We start from the raw sequence: 14,456 nt of genomic DNA, 5'->3' as shown, positions 1-14,456 counted from the left end.
CGCAACGGCAATCAACGCGGCAGGATGCGCCGGATGATCGCCTTCTCAGAAGCTGGCCGCTGCGGCCCAACCGTATAGGCAGACCGCACCGCCGCCGCGGCCGCCTCGGCGTCCGTCTCGTTGCGGGCGTGGATCAGCGCCAGCGCCTCGCCGGTCCGGACCTCCGCGCCGACCGGCAGGAGCCGCGTGATGCCGACCGCATGATCGATCACGTCCTCATTGCGCCTGCGCCCGCCGCCCAGCGTCACCACCGCGAGCCCGATCTCCCGCGTGGCAATCCCGATAACGAAGCCGTTCTCATCGGCTTTGACCGCATGTTCGATAGGTGCCTTCGGCAAAAAATCATGCGGCCGCTCCACGAGGCCCGCCGGACCTCCGAGAGCCGAGACCATGCGGCCGAAGGCCGCCGCCGCCCGCCCGCTCGACAGCGCCTCGCCCGCCCGCTCAAGCCCTGCCTTGTTGGAGGCCGTTATTCCCGCTGATTGCAGCATCTCGGCCGCCAGTGCCAACGTCACCTGCTCCAGCCGCCGGTCGCGGCTGCGGCCGGCGAGGAAGTCGACGGCGTTCAGCACCTCGACGGCATTGCCGGCTGCGGAGGCCAGCGGCTCGTTCATCCCGGTGATCAGCGCCGTCGTCTTGAGGCCAGCGCCGTTCGCCACCTCGACCAGACTGGCGGCGAGAGCGGTGGCGTCGCGCGACTTTTCCATGAACGCGCCATTGCCGACCTTCACGTCCAGCACCAGCGATTGCAGCCCGGCGGCCAGTTTCTTCGACAGGATCGACGCGGTGATCAGCGGCACCGATTCCACCGTGGCGGTAACATCGCGGATCGAGTAGAGCCGCTTGTCGGCAGGCGCGAGATCGCCGGTCTGGCCGATGATGGCCGCGCCCGTCTCCACCACCGCCTTTCGGAACAGACCGATGTCGGGCTGGCTGACATAACCGGGAATGGCGTCCATCTTGTCCAGCGTGCCGCCCGTGTGGCCGAGGCCACGGCCCGAGATCATCGGCACATAGGCGCCGCAGGCAGCAACGATGGGCGCCAGCATCAGCGAGACATTGTCGCCGACGCCGCCAGTGGAATGCTTGTCGGTGACGGGACCCGGCAGGTCCGACCAGTCGAGCACATCGCCGGAATCGCGCATCGCCATGGTCAGCGACACCGCCTCGTCCCGGCCCATGCCGCTGAAGAAGACCGCCATGGCGAAGGCCGCCACCTGACCGTCCGACACGCTTTTGTCGGTCACGCCCGAAATGAACGCACCGATCTCCTCGGCCGAAAGCTTCTGGCCGTCGCGCTTGTGGCGGATGATCTCCTGGGGGAGCATGGGCAACTATCCCTCCCCCTCACGCATCGAACAACCCATCCTGGAACACCTTCTTCAGGATCGTCGCCAGCCGGCCGCCGCCGATGGGGGCCATATCCTTGGTTTCCTGGTGCGACAACTCGGCCCCCGTCATGCCGGCGGCAAGGTTGGTGATAACCGAGCAGGCGGCGACGCGCAGGCCGAAGAATCGTGCCAGGATCACCTCGGGCACCGTCGACATGCCCACCGCATGTGCGCCGAAGGCACGCGCCATGCGGATCTCCGCCGGCGTCTCGAAGGAGGGCCCCGAAAACCACATATAGACGCCCTTGTGCAGTTCTATGCCGGTCGCCTGCGCCGCCCGCTCCAGCGCCGAACGCATGCCCACGTCATAAGCCTCGGTCAGCCCGACGAAGCGGCGGTCCGTCGGTTCGCCGAACAGCGGATTGGAACCGGAAAAGTTGATGTGGTCGGTGACGAGCATCACCGAACCGGGCAGCATTTCGGGGTCGACCGAACCGGCGGCGTTGGTCAAGAGCAGCCGGGAGACGCCGATGCCGGCCAGCGTCTCGATGGCCGGGCGCATGACGGCGGCGTTGCCTTCTTCGTAGTAATGCGCGCGTCCTGCCAGCATCAGCACCGGTCTGCCGGCGAAACGCCCCGCGACCACCTCGCCGGCATGGCCGGTGACGCCGCTGCGTGGAAAGCCGGGAAGATCGGCATAGGGGATACGCACTGCGCCCTCCACCTCATCGACCAGCCCGCCGAGCCCCGAGCCCAGCACCAGCGCCGTGGATGGCGCCAGCCCGTCCAGCCTTTCGACGAGATGATCGACGGCGGCTTTCATTTGAGGATATCGCCCCTGAACCCGTAGGGCAGGATGTCGCCCATCGTCACCGTTTCGACCACACCGGTCTCGTCGCAGAGATAGAGCTTGGTATCGGGCTGCGTGAACTCGGCCAGCCGCTGGCGGCAGCCACCGCAGGGCGTGCATCTGGCCATGCGCTCGGCGATCACCGCGATTTCGGTGATCCTGCCCCCACCGCCCATGATGTAGTGGCCGAGCGCCGTCGTCTCGGCGCACCAGCCTTCCGGATAGGATGCCACCTCGATGTTGGCCCCGGCGAAGACGCGCCCGTCCTCCGTACGCAACGCCGCCCCGACCGGGAATTTGGAGTACGGCGCATAGGCCTTGGCCATGGCGGTCTGCGCGGCAAGGAAGAGGTCATGCGACATGGCTCACCGCTCCTTCACATACGGTACGCCGCCGGCCCGTGGCGGGATCGCTTTTCCGATGAAGCCGGCGAGCAGCACGACGGTCAGCGCATAGGGCAGCGCCTGCATGAACTGTACCGGCACCCGGCCGATCAGCGGCAGCGGCGTGCCTTGCAGCCGAATCGCCAGCGCGTCGAGGAAACCGAACAGCAGGCAGGCGAACATGGCGTTGACGGGCTTCCACTTGGCGAAGATCAGCGCCGCCAGCGCGATATAGCCCTTGCCGGCGGTCATGTCCTTCACGAAGCCGCCATTCTGCACCATCGACAGATAGGCGCCTGCAAGACCGGTCAGGATACCGGTGCAGATGAGTGCGCGATAACGTAGCCAGGCAACCGAAATGCCCGCCGTATCCACCGCCGCCGGATTTTCGCCGACAGCGCGCAGCCGCAAGCCGAAGCGGGTGCGGAACAGCACCCACCAGGTGAAGGGGACCGCGAGGAAGGCAAGATAGACCAGCACCGAGTGGCCCGAGATCAGCTCGGCATAGATCGGCCCGATGATCGGCACGCCGCGCAGCGCATCAGCGCCGGGAAAGGTGATCGCCTCGAACCGTTCGTTCGGCGCCAGCGCCGGCGTCCGGCCGCCTTGGCTGAACCAGGCCTGGCCGAGAATGACCGTGGACCCCGCCGCGATGAAATTGATCGCCACGCCCGACACGATCTGGTTGCCGCGATGGGTGATCGAGGCGAAGCCATGGACGAGCGCGAAGGCCACGGAAATCAGGATCGCCATGCCGAGCCCGATAAATGCCGAGTGAAACACCGAGGCGGCGGCCGCTCCGGCGAATGCTCCGACCAGCATCTTGCCTTCAAGGCCAATGTCGAAAACGCCCGCCCGCTCCGAATAGAGGCCGGCAAGACAGGCCAGCAGCAGCGGCACGGAAAGGCGGATGGTCGAATCCAGCGTCTGGATGACGATGTTGAAGAAATCCATCTCAGCCTCCCCCGCCCTTGGCCGCAGCCATGCCCATGGATTTCGGACTGACGGACGCGAACAGCGCCTGGATGTATGGCCTGAACATGTGTTCGAGCGCCCCCGCGAACAGGATGACGAGACCCTGGATGATGACGATCATGTCGCGGCTGATCGCCGGCATCTCGAAGGCCAATTCGGCGCCGCCCTGATACAGCGCGCCGAACAAAATGGCCGCCAATACAATTCCCACCGGGTGGGAACGGCCCATCAGGGCAACTGCGATGCCGACATAGCCGGCGCCGCTGACGAAATCGATGGCGACGTTGTGCTGGTCGCCCATGGTCGGGTTGAGGGCCATCATGCCGGCCAGCGCGCCGGAGATCATCATGGCAATGATGATGATGCGGGTTTCGGAAATACCGGCATACTTCGCTGCCTTTGGGCTGTGGCCATAGGTGCGCATCTCGTAGCCCAGCTTGGTGCGCCAGATCAGCAGCCAGACCAGCCAGGCCATCAGCAGGGCCAGCAGGAAACTGACATTGAACGGCGCTGAACGAATTTTCGCTCCGAACAGTTCGATGATCCAGTTGAGTTTCGGCAATTGCCCGCCTTCGAGGAAGTTGCGCGTTTGCGGCGCTTGCGAGCCGGCTGGCTTCAGCGCGCCGACAAGGAAAAAGACCATTGTCGATGCGGCAATAAAATTGAACATGATCGTGGTGATGACGATGTGCGAGCCGCGCTTGGCTTGAAGATAAGCCGGGATCAGCGCCCACAGCGCGCCCATGACCGCGGATGCGACAATGGCGATGGGAAAGGTTATCCACCACGGCGTCACGCTGTCGAATACGAGACAGACGACCGCGACGCCCAAGCCGCCGATATAGGCCTGACCCTCGGTGCCGATGTTGAACAGGCCGCAATGCACCGCCACCGCGACCGACAGTCCCGTGAAGATGAAGGTCGTGGCGTAGAACAATGTGAAGGCGATGCCCTGCCCGCGTCCGAACGCGCCCTCGACCAGGATGACGGCGGCGCGGAACGGGTTTTCGCCGACCAGCAGCACGACGAAACCGGCGACGACGAAGGCGACGAGCAGGTTGATCAGCGGAATGAGGCCGTAATCGGCCCAGCCCGGCAGCTTGGCGTAAGGCGTGCTCATTCGGCCGCCTCCTTGTGCTCGACACCGGCCATGAGCAGGCCAAGCTCGCCTTCCGTCGTATCGGAACCACGTTCGCCGACGATGCGGCCGGCGAACATGACGAGGATGCGGTCGGACAGCGAGCGGATCTCGTCCAGTTCGACCGAGACCAGCAACACCGCCTTGCCGGCGTCGCGCATGGCGATCAGCCGCTTGTGGATGAACTCGATGGCGCCGACATCGACACCGCGTGTCGGCTGCCCGACGATCAGCACGCCGGGATCCTGCTCAATTTCGCGCGCCAGCACGATCTTCTGCTGGTTGCCGCCGGAGAAATTGGCGGTCTTGAGCCGGCAGTTCGCCGGCCTGATGTCGTATTTCTCGATCTTGTCCCTGGCGTCCTTCTGGATGGCGTCGATGTTGAGGAACGGACCTTTCAGATATTGCTCGTCATCCTGATAGCCGAGGATGGAGTTTTCGTTTTCCTCGAAGGCGAGCACCAGGCCGACATGGTGACGGTCCTCTGGCACATGGGCGAGTCCGCGCTCGCGCAATTCCCCGGGATCGGCCGCGCCCGTGAGGTCGATCGGCTTGCCGTCCAGCGTGACGCTGCCGGAAACGGCCTTGCGGATGCCGGAAATGGCCTCCAGAAGCTCCGACTGGCCGTTGCCGGCGACGCCAGCGATGCCGACGATCTCGCCGGCGCGCACGTCGAAGGAGACATCGTCCACCATCGTCACGCCGCGCAAATCCTTGACCGTCAGGTTCTTCACCGAAAGCTTGACGCCTTCCGCCTGCATCGCGTCCTTTTCCACACGCAGCAGCACGCGGCGTCCGACCATCAGCTCGGCGAGTTCCTCGACCGTGGTCTTCTTCGTCTCGCGCGTGGCGACGATCGTGCCCTGCCGCATGACCGAGACGCTGTCGGTGATCGCCATGATCTCGCGCAGCTTGTGCGTGATCAGCACGATGGTCTTGCCCTGCTCCTTGAGCTGGCCGAGAATGCGGAACAAATGGTCGGCTTCCGCCGGCGTCAGCACGCCGGTCGGCTCGTCAAGGATCAGGATTTCAGCGCCCCGATAGAGCGCCTTGAGGATTTCGACGCGTTGCTGCAAGCCCACCGGCAGTTCCTCGATCAGCGCGTCGGGGTTGACCTGCAGGCCATATTCACGCTCCAGCCGGATCAGTTCCGACCGTGCCTTGGCGATGGAGGATTTCAGCAGCGCGTTGCTCTCGGCCCCGAGGATGACATTTTCCAGCACGGTGAAATTGTCGACCAGCATGAAGTGCTGATGCACCATGCCGATGCCCGCCGTGATGGCGTCGTTGGAGGTCTTGATCGTCGCCGGCTTGCCGTTGACGCGGATTTCGCCGCTGTCGGCCTGGTAGAAACCGTAGAGGATCGACATCAGCGTCGACTTGCCGGCGCCGTTCTCGCCGACGATGCCGTGGATCGTGCCACGGGCGACCTCCAGATTGATGTCGCGGTTGGCCTGGACGGCGCCGAAGCTCTTGTTGATGCCGATCAGCTCGATTGCGGCTTCCGCCATACGGCTGTTCCCACTTTTGTTTTTTTATCGACCGGTCAAAAGTCGTAGCATGGCGCGGCTGGCCATGCCAACGGCCTGCCGGTTCTATCACTCTCGACAAAACCCCGCCCGCTTGTCAATTTCGGCACGAGCAAAATTGCCGCCCCCGCGCGAACATGCATTCGGGCGTTGTCGGGCAGCCACATAGGAACATTCGCATGACAGTGCCCACAGACCGGCTGACCACGCTGGAAATCCGCGCCGCCGAGCAGGAGCGGACCATCGAGGAACTTTCGGCGCAGATCGCCGAACAGTGGAAGGTGATCGAAAGGATGCAGCGCAAGCTGGATGCGCTGACGGACCGGTTTCTCGTTCTGGAGGAGCAGGCCGCGCCGGATGTGCCTATCACCAAGCCGCCGCACTGGTAGTTCCATCAGCCACTCATAGGTCCGGCCCCGGCAAACCGGGACCGGACAAGTTCAGGCTCGGAACATCAAGCTGTCCCGACCCGAATTGGTTACATCGCCTTGAGCACGGCGATGTCGCGCAAGGCGCCCGGCGCGCCAGTGATGTCGCCGGTCTTTTCGGCTACACCCGTTTCCAGGTTGACCTTGTGCAGCGCTCCCGAGGCCACCAGCCAGCCCGTGTTGGCACCCTCGGCCGTCGTATGGACGTCGAAGGCATACGCATCCGATGTCACGCCGAGCGCGCCGATGGTCTTGAGCGTCCCGTCATTGGGCTTCGTCTGCTGGAGGAAATTGCCGGCCGCGTCGATATCGTACATGGCGGTCTTTTCCGGCTTGCCATGCGAGTTGATGTAGGCGGTGGCGACGACGTTCGGCTTGGAATCCGCGCCCTTGTCGCCGGCCTCGAAGTTCAGCGCGCCGTCCTGTGTCACCTCGCCGGTATCGGGATTGGCGCGCAGATTGGTGCCGTCCGAACCCATGACGCGCAGCCGATCCGACGTCGGGTTGAAATCGACGCTTGCCAAAATGCCGTCGGGCAGCATCTTGGTCAGCTTGCCGCCGGCCGTCGCCGCGCCCGCTTCATCGATCGCAACGATGGTGCCGTCGCCAGCGACGCCATAGAGCTTGCCGTCGGCGGGCCGCATGTCGATGCCAATCAGCCTGTCGACGCCTGTCACATCGACGGTTTTGGTCACTTCCGGCTTTTCGGTGTCGAACCACACCAGCGTCTTTTCTCCGGTAAGGCCGACGACCGGCTCCGCATTGGCCGATATCGCCATCAGGCTGGCGCCCGCGATGAGAAAGGCGGAAAGGGTTTTGTTGTGAACGTTCATGGCGGGTCTCCTTGTATCCGCAAGATGAGCCTTGCCCTTGCCTTACCCGCGAGGACACATTGCGGATGCAGCGCCCGAAGAAAAATTTCCGCTCTTGCATCCGGCGGCGTTCCTCGTGTGTATGACAATCGAGGTTTCCTGCTCTGCAAGGTCCGGGAGGACGATGGACGCGACTTCCGACGACGATCTGTGCACAGCGCTGCTGGTGCGCGTGGCCAAGGGCGACCGGGCTTCGCTGGGCGAGCTTTTCGCCCGCGAAGCCGGCAGGCTGATTGCCGTTGCGCGGCGCATCCTGCGGCGGTCCGACCTGGCGGAGGAAGCTGTCCAGGATGCTTTCGTGGCGGTATGGCAGCGGGCATCGACCTATGATGGCGCACGCGGCTCGGCGCGCGCCTGGCTGACCACCATCGTGCGCAATCGCGCCCTCAACATGCTGCGGGACGGCGCCCGGCTCGACTATGTCGATGACGACATGCTGGAGCATTTTGGCGAACGCAGCGCCGATGCCGAGGCCGCCTACGCTGCCTTGCCGGACCGCGAGGCACTCAAGCAATGCCTTGGCCAATTGGATGCGTCGCGGCGGCGCTCGATCCTGCTTGCCTATGTGGTCGGATTCACCCATGGCGAAATCGCAGCCGACCTCAAGGCGCCGGTGGGGACGGTGAAGGCCTGGATCAGGCGTGGCATGATCGCCCTGCAGGAGTGCCTGTCATGACCGACAACGAGCAGAGAATGGCGCGCGCCGGCGACTATGTGCTGGGTCTGATGAGCGAGGAGGAACGCGACCGGGCCGAACACGACATGGAACGCGACGCCGCCTTTCGCGATGCGGTGCTGACGGCGGCGCAGCACTTCCACAAGCTCGACCTGACCACAGCTCCCGAGCCCGTTCCGGACGAACTATGGCAAAAGGTATCCGAACGCATTGCCAGTCTGCCGCAGATGCAGGCTGCCGAAACCGCCCCCGCCTCGCCCTCGAAACCGCGCGTGGCGGCGAACGCCAGACCGAAGCGCTTTGGGCTCCATTCGCTCGGCGGACGTGGCGGTTTCGCCATCGCCGCCTCGCTGGCCGCCGCCTGCGCGATCGGCTATTTCGGCGCGCTCGCTACCGTGACGAACCCCCAGCCAGTGGTCGTGGTGGTGCTCGATACGCCAGCCAACACGCCCGGCGCCATCTTCGAAGCTTTCGCCGACGACAGCGTCCGCATCGTCCCGCTCGAGGAATTCACCGTGCCGGCCGGCCAGACCATGCAGGTCTGGACGCTTTACGACAAGACTGTCGGGCCGGTCTCGCTCGGCACCATCGGCGCCAAGGCGACAGAAGTGCGCTTGCAAGGCCCGCATCTGCCCCTGCCGAAACCCGAACAGCTCTACGAGATCACGCTGGAGCCATCGCCCGGATCACCGACCGGCAAGCCGACCGGGCCGATTCTGGTCAAGGGTTTCGCCAGGCAGCCGGCGCGCAGCTGATCAAAGCAAAACCGCCGGGACAATGCCCCGGCGGCTCGAACCTTATTTAAAATCAGTCGTAAGCAGTTCAGTACGGGCAGGCGCTGTCGGCCGTATAATCATGCACCTCGACTGTGCCGGCGATGATGTCGGCCTTGGCCTTTTCGGCGGCTGCCTTCATGTCGGCGGTCACGAGATCCTTGTTGTTGTCGTCCATGGCGTAATCCACACCGCCTTCCTTGAGGCCGAGATCCTGGAGGCCGCCGCTGAACTTGTCGTCCTTGGCGTCCATGAAGGTGGTGTAGACGGCAACGTCGACGCGCTTCAGCATCGAGGTCAGCACCTTTCCGGGCTGCAGGCCGTTCTGGTTGGAATCGACGCCGATGCCGAGCTTGCCGCCATCCGCCGCAGCCTGCAGCACGCCAACGCCGGTGCCGCCGGCCGCCGCATAGATGACGTCCGCGCCCTGGTCCATCTGCGTCTTGGCGATTTCACCGCCCTTGGCCGGGTCGTTCCAGGCAGCCGGCGTATCGCCGGTCATGTTCTGGATAACCTCCGTCGCCCCGGCGGACTTGGCGCCGCCGACATAGCCGCAGCCGAACTTGCGGATCAGCGGAATGTCCATGCCGCCGACGAAGCCGACCTTCTTCGACTTGGAGGCCATCGCGGCCAGCACGCCCACGATGTAGGAGCCTTCCTGTTCCTTGAATTTAAGCGACCGCACATTCGGCAGGTCGACCTGATCGTCGATAATGGCGAACTTCAGCTCGGGATATTCGGCGGCCACCTTCTTCAGCGAATCCACCCACGAGAAGCCGGCCATCACGATCGGGTTGCGGCCGTCCTCGGCGAAGCGGCGCAAGGCCTGCTCGCGCTGCGAGGCGTTGGAAACCTCGAACTCGACATAGGAGATGCCGGTTTCGGTCTTGAATTTCTCGGCGCCGTTATAGGCCGCTTCGTTGAACGATTTGTCGAACTTGCCGCCCAGATCGTAGAGCAGCGCCGGCTGGATATCGGCGGCGAAGGCCGGCATGACCATTGCGGTTGCGGCCAGGAGGCCGAGAACGAGACGTTTCATGTGATCCACACCCTGTCGGTTGTTTCCGTTTTCGCGCCCCGCGCTGCCGGTTTGAAGCCAGGCGCACAGGGTTCCGGCAGGAAAGATAGGCCTCCCGCTTGACGGCCAATCTTGCATGGCCGGAAACAAAATTCACGCGGAATTTTGACCTTTTGGAAAACCATGGCGCGGTGTGGCAGCGCCATGGTTATGGGTTGCGGTGCGCGCGTCGCGGGTCAGGCGTTCGCGGCAGCCGAAGCCGCGGAAGGTATGGCGCAGGCGACGCCGGTGCCCCTCAGATTGCAGTACCCGTAGGGATTCTTGGCCAGATACTGCTGGTGGTCCTCCTCGGCGAAATAGAACTCCGGAGCGGGCGCGATCTCGGTGGTGATCTTGCCGCGGCCGGCGCCTTTCAGCGACGCGTCGTAGGCATCGCGCGAAGCGATCGCCGCCTGCTGCTGCCCCTCACCAAAGGTGTAGATCGCCGAACGATAGGTGGTGCCGACATCGTTGCCCTGGCGCATGCCCTGCGTCGGATCATGGCTTTCCCAGAACAGCTTCAAAAGGTCGGCATAGGAGACGATCTTCGGATCGAACACGACGAGCACGACTTCGGCATGGCCGGTCAGGCCGGTGCAGGTTTCCTGATAGGTCGGGTTCGGCGTGATGCCGCCGGCATAGCCGACCGCCGTCACCCAAACGCCTTCGGTCTGCCAGAACAGCCGCTCCGCGCCCCAGAAGCAGCCGAGCCCGAACATGGCCGTCTCCAGCCCATCGGGATAAGGGCCCTTGAGCGGCCGCTTCGAGACATGGTGTTTGGCAGCAGTCGGGATCGGTTTGTCCCGTCCGGGCAACGCTTGCTCAGGCTTCGGCATCGTCACTTTCTTGTTCAAGAGGTCGCCGAGAAAAAACATGCGCAAATCTCCTTCCCGTTTTCAGGAATCCACGGTCAGCCGATGGCATATCTGCCGGCAAACGGCTGTCGCCTGTAGCCGACACAATAGAGCAGAAACGCCAGCAGCGCGAAAAGGATGAAGCCGGGTTGATCGATAACCCAGCTCAGACCCATGTCCCAGGCGAGCGGATGCAGCTTGCCGCGGACAAAGGTCTCGAACGAGACCAGGGTGTCGGGCGATACCGAATTCCAGCTGGTTCTCAGCGGTGTCATCACAATCTGCGAGGCCACGACCGACCGCGTCGTATCGAGCACCGCCATGATGACGGAAACGGCCAGCGACACCATCGCCGCGAAACGGAACAGGAAACGGATCATCCGGCCTTCCGGTCTTCGCCAGCCATCGCCCTGAAAGGCTTGGCGGCCGGCATCTCTTCATCCGACAACAAATATGGCGTGAACAGCGCTAGCGCAATGCGGACACACGGATTTGAGCCGGGTTTGATCGTGAACCCTCAGATGCGACGCCGTGACATCGACCGTTTTCGACGCCATGTCGAATGCGCCAGCCTCGCGCCAAAGCTGTCGGACCGGCGTTGCAAGCCTGCACGGATGCCCGAGCGCAGGAAAGAACTCGCGGCGGCGCCATTATGTCTTGGCATTCCGCGCCGGATCGACTAGATCAGCCCCGCGCCCGCCACTTCGGTGGCCAAGGCGCAGGAAAGGCCCGCCCCATAGGTCAAGGGCGGCCCCATGTCCCGGCTTCCGGGACTGATTTCCACCGGAATGCGCATTCCCGACCCGCGCGGCGAAACCGGCCGTGTCGAGCGCAAAGGACGGAGAGGTGGCCGAGTGGTTGAAGGCGCACGCCTGGAAAGTGTGTTTACGGGAGACCGTAACGCGGGTTCGAATCCCGCTCTCTCCGCCAGCTTCCCTTCTGTAAGCGTTGGGAAATAAGGGTTTTCGTACTAGTCGCGATAATTTTCCCCACAATTTTCCCCACAAATATTTACGGCTTTGAACGAACTTCGGCGGACTTTCGCCCGCCGATTGATCAGTTTTCAGGCAAGGCATTCAGCCACGCCTTGGCGTCTTCGGCCCTTATCAACGTCATCCGTCCGGCCTTCCTGATCTTCAGCCGTCCGTCCTTGATCTCCTCGAAGACCTTCGTCCGCCCTACCCCAAAGGCATCGCAGAACTCTTCGACGCGATAGGCCATTTTCTCTCTGGCTTGTTCGTTCATCGGGAACCCCCCATGGCTACGATCAAAAGCCAGACGCCGGCGATGAAGATTCCTGTCAGCGTGGCGAGGAGCCACGTCGCAGGATCGTTGAAGGTCGAGCGGCGGCTAGGCTCGGACGTTCCAGTTGCGAGCGACCGGGAAGCCAAAAGGTCGACCATGGCGGCGGCCGAGTGGTGCTCGGCCTTTCCGATGAAACGATCCGCGACCGCCATCAGCCGGTTGGCTTGAGCGGTCAGGCAATAGGCGCGCCAGACATGCCAGAGCGCCTTAGTGGAGAGGATGAGGCGCTTCACGGCTGCGCCTCCCCGAGCAGGGAGCGGAGGAACCGGTCAAGGTCAGACCCGGCGGCGTCCTCGCAGTTGCGCAGCGTGTCGTTCGGCCCCGAGTTGTCGAGGAAGAAACGAGCCTTCATGCGCACATCCTCTGCTGTCTCGCAGGGAGCGACGATCACGGCATGTTCTGCCGCCTCGTAGGCATCCGCCTCCGGGCTGTCCCAATCTGCGGCCTCGGGAGCTGCATTGTATGCAGCGCTCGCCTGTGCAAAAGCGTCGATCAATTCGCGGAGGTCAGCCATTGCGCTTGCCTCCCTTCACGGCTTTCGCCATGTCGCGGGCGAGGCGGTAGAGCATCTTCTCGGCCACGTCTGCCGGCTCGGGCGTGCCGAGGTCGAAATCGGCTTGGTCGAAAGCTATGGCCCCGATCTTGACGGCGAAGCCCTCCAGCGTCGTCGCCTTTGCCCGGTGGATTGCCTTCATCAGGCGGATGCACTCGGCATGAACCCTGTTGAAAGCGTAGCTGGCAGAGGCGTAGCCGGTCTTGCGATAAATTGATCCCGCAAGCTTCACGTCGTCCAGGCTCCAGTCTCGGCGGTCCTCGGAGAGGCCGGATTTCGCGAGCGCGCTTTCGTATGCTGCGAAGGTTGGACCACGGGCCTGATCAAGTTTACGCGCTGCTGCCTTTGCGGCTTCGAACTGCCGGCCAAGCTCGGCAAGCTTGGCGTCGGGGCGGACGGGCGGAATGACGGCGCTCACGAGGCACCGCCGTTCTGGCCGTCATCCAGCGGGCAACTACGGACTTGCCAGTCGAGATCGGCCGACAGTGTCGCAAGCTTGGCTACGATGTGTGCCCGTTCTTCGCCGCCCCACGTCATGGACGCCAAGATGATGTCAAACTTCGCGTCAGCCTCGGCTCTGCTGCAAACCTTGCGCTGACCTACCTCCTCGCGGATGTCATCGATCTCGCAGGCAATGTTATTGCGCAGGTTTTCGAGGATCGCTCCAACTTCGGTCATGCCTTTGGTGGCTGTAAACACGCCCCACTCCTGCAAGCCGCTGAGTGTGTTCGTGACGGTTTCCAGTGCGTCAATGAGGCCGCGAAGCTGCTCTAGCGGCAGACCCTCGGTTGCAAATCCAAGCGGATGAGGTTCACGGACGATCATGCCGCACCGCCTTCCGGGAGCATGGACGCAATCAGGGCTTTTTGCTCCTCGCCAGTGAGTTCGGTGTCCTTGGTCCACTCGCGGAGGAACTTGGCTTTGAGCCGATGCTCGTGCCCGCCGACCGTGCGGTAACCGCAGATAGCCAGGGCCGCTTTATTCAGCTTCTCGCAAAGACCGCCGACCTCCGGGTCATCTGCATCGGTCTGGTTGATTGCGTCGGCAGTTGCCTTGTGGTCATCGATCATGGCGCGGAGGCTGGCGTTGTCATGCTCGCATTTGGGGAGCATCGACAGCAGCAGGTTATCGACTTGATACCCTTGCAGTTCGCCATGGTGCTGGGTGTTCATTTTCAGAAGGTGGCGGGCCTTGGCCGCCATGTCGGCGGCCGTGAAGGCTGGGAAAAAGCAGACCTCCGTCAACGCGGCTTCTTCAATGTCGCTGGCAACATCCCATATCGCCGTCTCCTCGGCTGTCGCGTCCCGCCCGAGAATGAGATCGTCGCTGAGATAGACGGTGGATTCGAAATAGGCATGCGCCGCTTCATGACGCGCGATAGTGCGGCGCAGAAGGTCTGAGACCGCGTTCTCGGTCTGTGCTTCTGGATTTCCAGCCAGAGCGGTGCTATTTACGTGCTTGGTCATCTTTGCTTCCTAGGCTTGATGATTTCGGGGACCGCCTTGCCGGGCGGTTTTCATTTCGAACGGCGATCAGATCGAGCCTGCCGGCTCGCTGGTCGCCGTTTTCGTTTCTCGGTCCATCCGGTCGCGAATGCACCGGACGATTTCACTGTTTTGAGAACTGCCGTTCCGGTGAGCTTGGGCTTCTAAAAAAGCTTTCGCATCCGCTGGGAGACGCAGTGTGACGGTGGTGTTCATTTTCCTCCTCGTTAACCATATGACACCGTTTT

The 14,456-nt window shown here is 63.3% G+C and carries 20 protein-coding genes and 1 tRNA gene; 4 read left to right on the top strand and 17 right to left on the bottom strand.

What is annotated here, in order from left to right; genetic code table 11:
* Positions 1-11 precede the first annotated feature (11 nt).
* The 6 genes from deoA to J2X35_RS16160 are packed head-to-tail and all read right to left on the bottom strand — an operon-like array spanning position 12 to position 6,188.
* Positions 12-1,328, bottom strand: coding sequence for a thymidine phosphorylase (gene deoA / locus J2X35_RS16185; RefSeq protein ID WP_310188709.1), 1,317 nt, complete (start codon positions 1,326-1,328; stop codon positions 12-14).
* Between the two features lie 19 nt (positions 1,329-1,347).
* Positions 1,348-2,154: a purine-nucleoside phosphorylase gene (locus tag J2X35_RS16180; protein ID WP_056111655.1), complete on the bottom strand. Its 807-nt coding sequence runs from the start codon at positions 2,152-2,154 to the stop codon at positions 1,348-1,350.
* Entirely contained in the window at positions 2,151-2,543 is a 393-nt protein-coding gene (gene cdd, locus J2X35_RS16175) for a cytidine deaminase (RefSeq protein ID WP_056111658.1), read from the bottom strand. Before cdd ends, J2X35_RS16180 begins: the two co-directional genes overlap by 4 nt.
* 3 nt (positions 2,544-2,546) lie before the next feature.
* Positions 2,547-3,518: an ABC transporter permease gene (locus J2X35_RS16170; RefSeq protein WP_310187342.1), complete on the bottom strand. Its 972-nt coding sequence runs from the start codon at positions 3,516-3,518 to the stop codon at positions 2,547-2,549.
* Between the two features lies 1 nt (position 3,519).
* Positions 3,520-4,659, bottom strand: coding sequence for an ABC transporter permease (locus J2X35_RS16165; RefSeq protein ID WP_310187339.1), 1,140 nt, complete (start codon positions 4,657-4,659; stop codon positions 3,520-3,522).
* Positions 4,656-6,188 carry an ABC transporter ATP-binding protein gene (locus tag J2X35_RS16160; RefSeq protein ID WP_056111665.1) on the bottom strand — a complete coding sequence of 511 codons (1,533 nt, stop codon included), beginning with the start codon at positions 6,186-6,188 and terminating at the stop codon, positions 4,656-4,658. Before J2X35_RS16160 ends, J2X35_RS16165 begins: the two co-directional genes overlap by 4 nt.
* A 197-nt stretch (positions 6,189-6,385) precedes the next feature.
* On the opposite strand from J2X35_RS16160, the gene J2X35_RS16155 reads away from it, so the two are divergent.
* Entirely contained in the window at positions 6,386-6,595 is a 210-nt protein-coding gene (locus tag J2X35_RS16155) for a SlyX family protein (protein ID WP_056111670.1), read from the top strand.
* Between the two features lie 89 nt (positions 6,596-6,684).
* Here the strand turns inward: J2X35_RS16155 and J2X35_RS16150 are convergent, their stop codons facing one another.
* Positions 6,685-7,467 (bottom strand): DUF4394 domain-containing protein, encoded by a 783-nt coding sequence (locus J2X35_RS16150; RefSeq protein WP_310187334.1) that lies wholly within the window; start codon positions 7,465-7,467, stop codon positions 6,685-6,687.
* A gap of 163 nt (positions 7,468-7,630) precedes the next feature.
* Between J2X35_RS16150 and J2X35_RS16145 the strand changes: the two genes are divergently transcribed.
* On the top strand, positions 7,631-8,182 hold the full coding sequence (locus J2X35_RS16145; protein WP_310187330.1) for a sigma-70 family RNA polymerase sigma factor: 552 nt from the start codon (positions 7,631-7,633) through the stop codon (positions 8,180-8,182).
* A complete protein-coding gene (locus tag J2X35_RS16140) occupies positions 8,179-8,937 on the top strand; it encodes an anti-sigma factor domain-containing protein (protein ID WP_310187326.1) in 759 nt (252 codons plus the stop codon). Before J2X35_RS16145 ends, J2X35_RS16140 begins: the two co-directional genes overlap by 4 nt.
* A 67-nt stretch (positions 8,938-9,004) precedes the next feature.
* Here the strand turns inward: J2X35_RS16140 and J2X35_RS16135 are convergent, their stop codons facing one another.
* From J2X35_RS16135 to J2X35_RS16125, 3 genes are all read right to left on the bottom strand, one after another.
* Positions 9,005-9,994, bottom strand: a complete 990-nt coding sequence (locus J2X35_RS16135; RefSeq protein ID WP_056111681.1) for a BMP family protein — start codon at positions 9,992-9,994, stop codon at positions 9,005-9,007.
* Between the two features lie 215 nt (positions 9,995-10,209).
* The gene (gene msrA / locus J2X35_RS16130; protein ID WP_056111684.1) at positions 10,210-10,887 is read right to left on the bottom strand and encodes a peptide-methionine (S)-S-oxide reductase MsrA; all 678 of its coding nucleotides are present in this window, start codon (positions 10,885-10,887) and stop codon (positions 10,210-10,212) included.
* 35 nt (positions 10,888-10,922) lie between these two features.
* Complete coding sequence (locus J2X35_RS16125) at positions 10,923-11,246, bottom strand: hypothetical protein (protein WP_310187324.1); 324 nt, start codon at positions 11,244-11,246, stop codon at positions 10,923-10,925.
* Positions 11,247-11,706: 460 nt separating this feature from the next.
* Between J2X35_RS16125 and J2X35_RS16120 the strand changes: the two genes are divergently transcribed.
* Positions 11,707-11,796 (top strand) — tRNA-Ser (locus J2X35_RS16120).
* Between the two features lie 126 nt (positions 11,797-11,922).
* Here the strand turns inward: J2X35_RS16120 and J2X35_RS16115 are convergent.
* The 7 genes from J2X35_RS16115 to J2X35_RS16085 form a co-directional block, all read right to left on the bottom strand.
* The gene (locus J2X35_RS16115; RefSeq protein WP_310187321.1) at positions 11,923-12,111 is read right to left on the bottom strand and encodes a helix-turn-helix domain-containing protein; all 189 of its coding nucleotides are present in this window, start codon (positions 12,109-12,111) and stop codon (positions 11,923-11,925) included.
* A complete protein-coding gene (locus J2X35_RS16110; RefSeq protein WP_310187319.1) occupies positions 12,108-12,404 on the bottom strand; it encodes a hypothetical protein in 297 nt (98 codons plus the stop codon). Before J2X35_RS16110 ends, J2X35_RS16115 begins: the two co-directional genes overlap by 4 nt.
* Positions 12,401-12,685, bottom strand: a complete 285-nt coding sequence (locus J2X35_RS16105) for a hypothetical protein (RefSeq protein WP_310187317.1) — start codon at positions 12,683-12,685, stop codon at positions 12,401-12,403. Before J2X35_RS16105 ends, J2X35_RS16110 begins: the two co-directional genes overlap by 4 nt.
* Positions 12,678-13,142 (bottom strand): hypothetical protein, encoded by a 465-nt coding sequence (locus J2X35_RS16100; RefSeq protein ID WP_310187315.1) that lies wholly within the window; start codon positions 13,140-13,142, stop codon positions 12,678-12,680. The genes J2X35_RS16105 and J2X35_RS16100 overlap by 8 nt, the downstream gene beginning before the upstream one ends.
* Positions 13,139-13,549: a hypothetical protein gene (locus J2X35_RS16095; protein WP_310187313.1), complete on the bottom strand. Its 411-nt coding sequence runs from the start codon at positions 13,547-13,549 to the stop codon at positions 13,139-13,141. Before J2X35_RS16095 ends, J2X35_RS16100 begins: the two co-directional genes overlap by 4 nt.
* Positions 13,546-14,190, bottom strand: coding sequence for a hypothetical protein (locus J2X35_RS16090; RefSeq protein ID WP_310187311.1), 645 nt, complete (start codon positions 14,188-14,190; stop codon positions 13,546-13,548). The genes J2X35_RS16095 and J2X35_RS16090 overlap by 4 nt, the downstream gene beginning before the upstream one ends.
* 66 nt (positions 14,191-14,256) lie before the next feature.
* Positions 14,257-14,424 (bottom strand): Arc family DNA-binding protein, encoded by a 168-nt coding sequence (locus J2X35_RS16085; RefSeq protein ID WP_310187310.1) that lies wholly within the window; start codon positions 14,422-14,424, stop codon positions 14,257-14,259.
* Positions 14,425-14,456 lie beyond the last annotated feature (32 nt).

This window comes from Mesorhizobium sp. BE184 (genome assembly GCF_031457045.1).
Classification (GTDB): Bacteria; Pseudomonadota; Alphaproteobacteria; order Rhizobiales; family Rhizobiaceae; genus Mesorhizobium.
The sequence above is the reverse complement of the archived record's forward strand: the minus strand, read 5'-3'. Positions and strand labels throughout refer to the sequence as shown.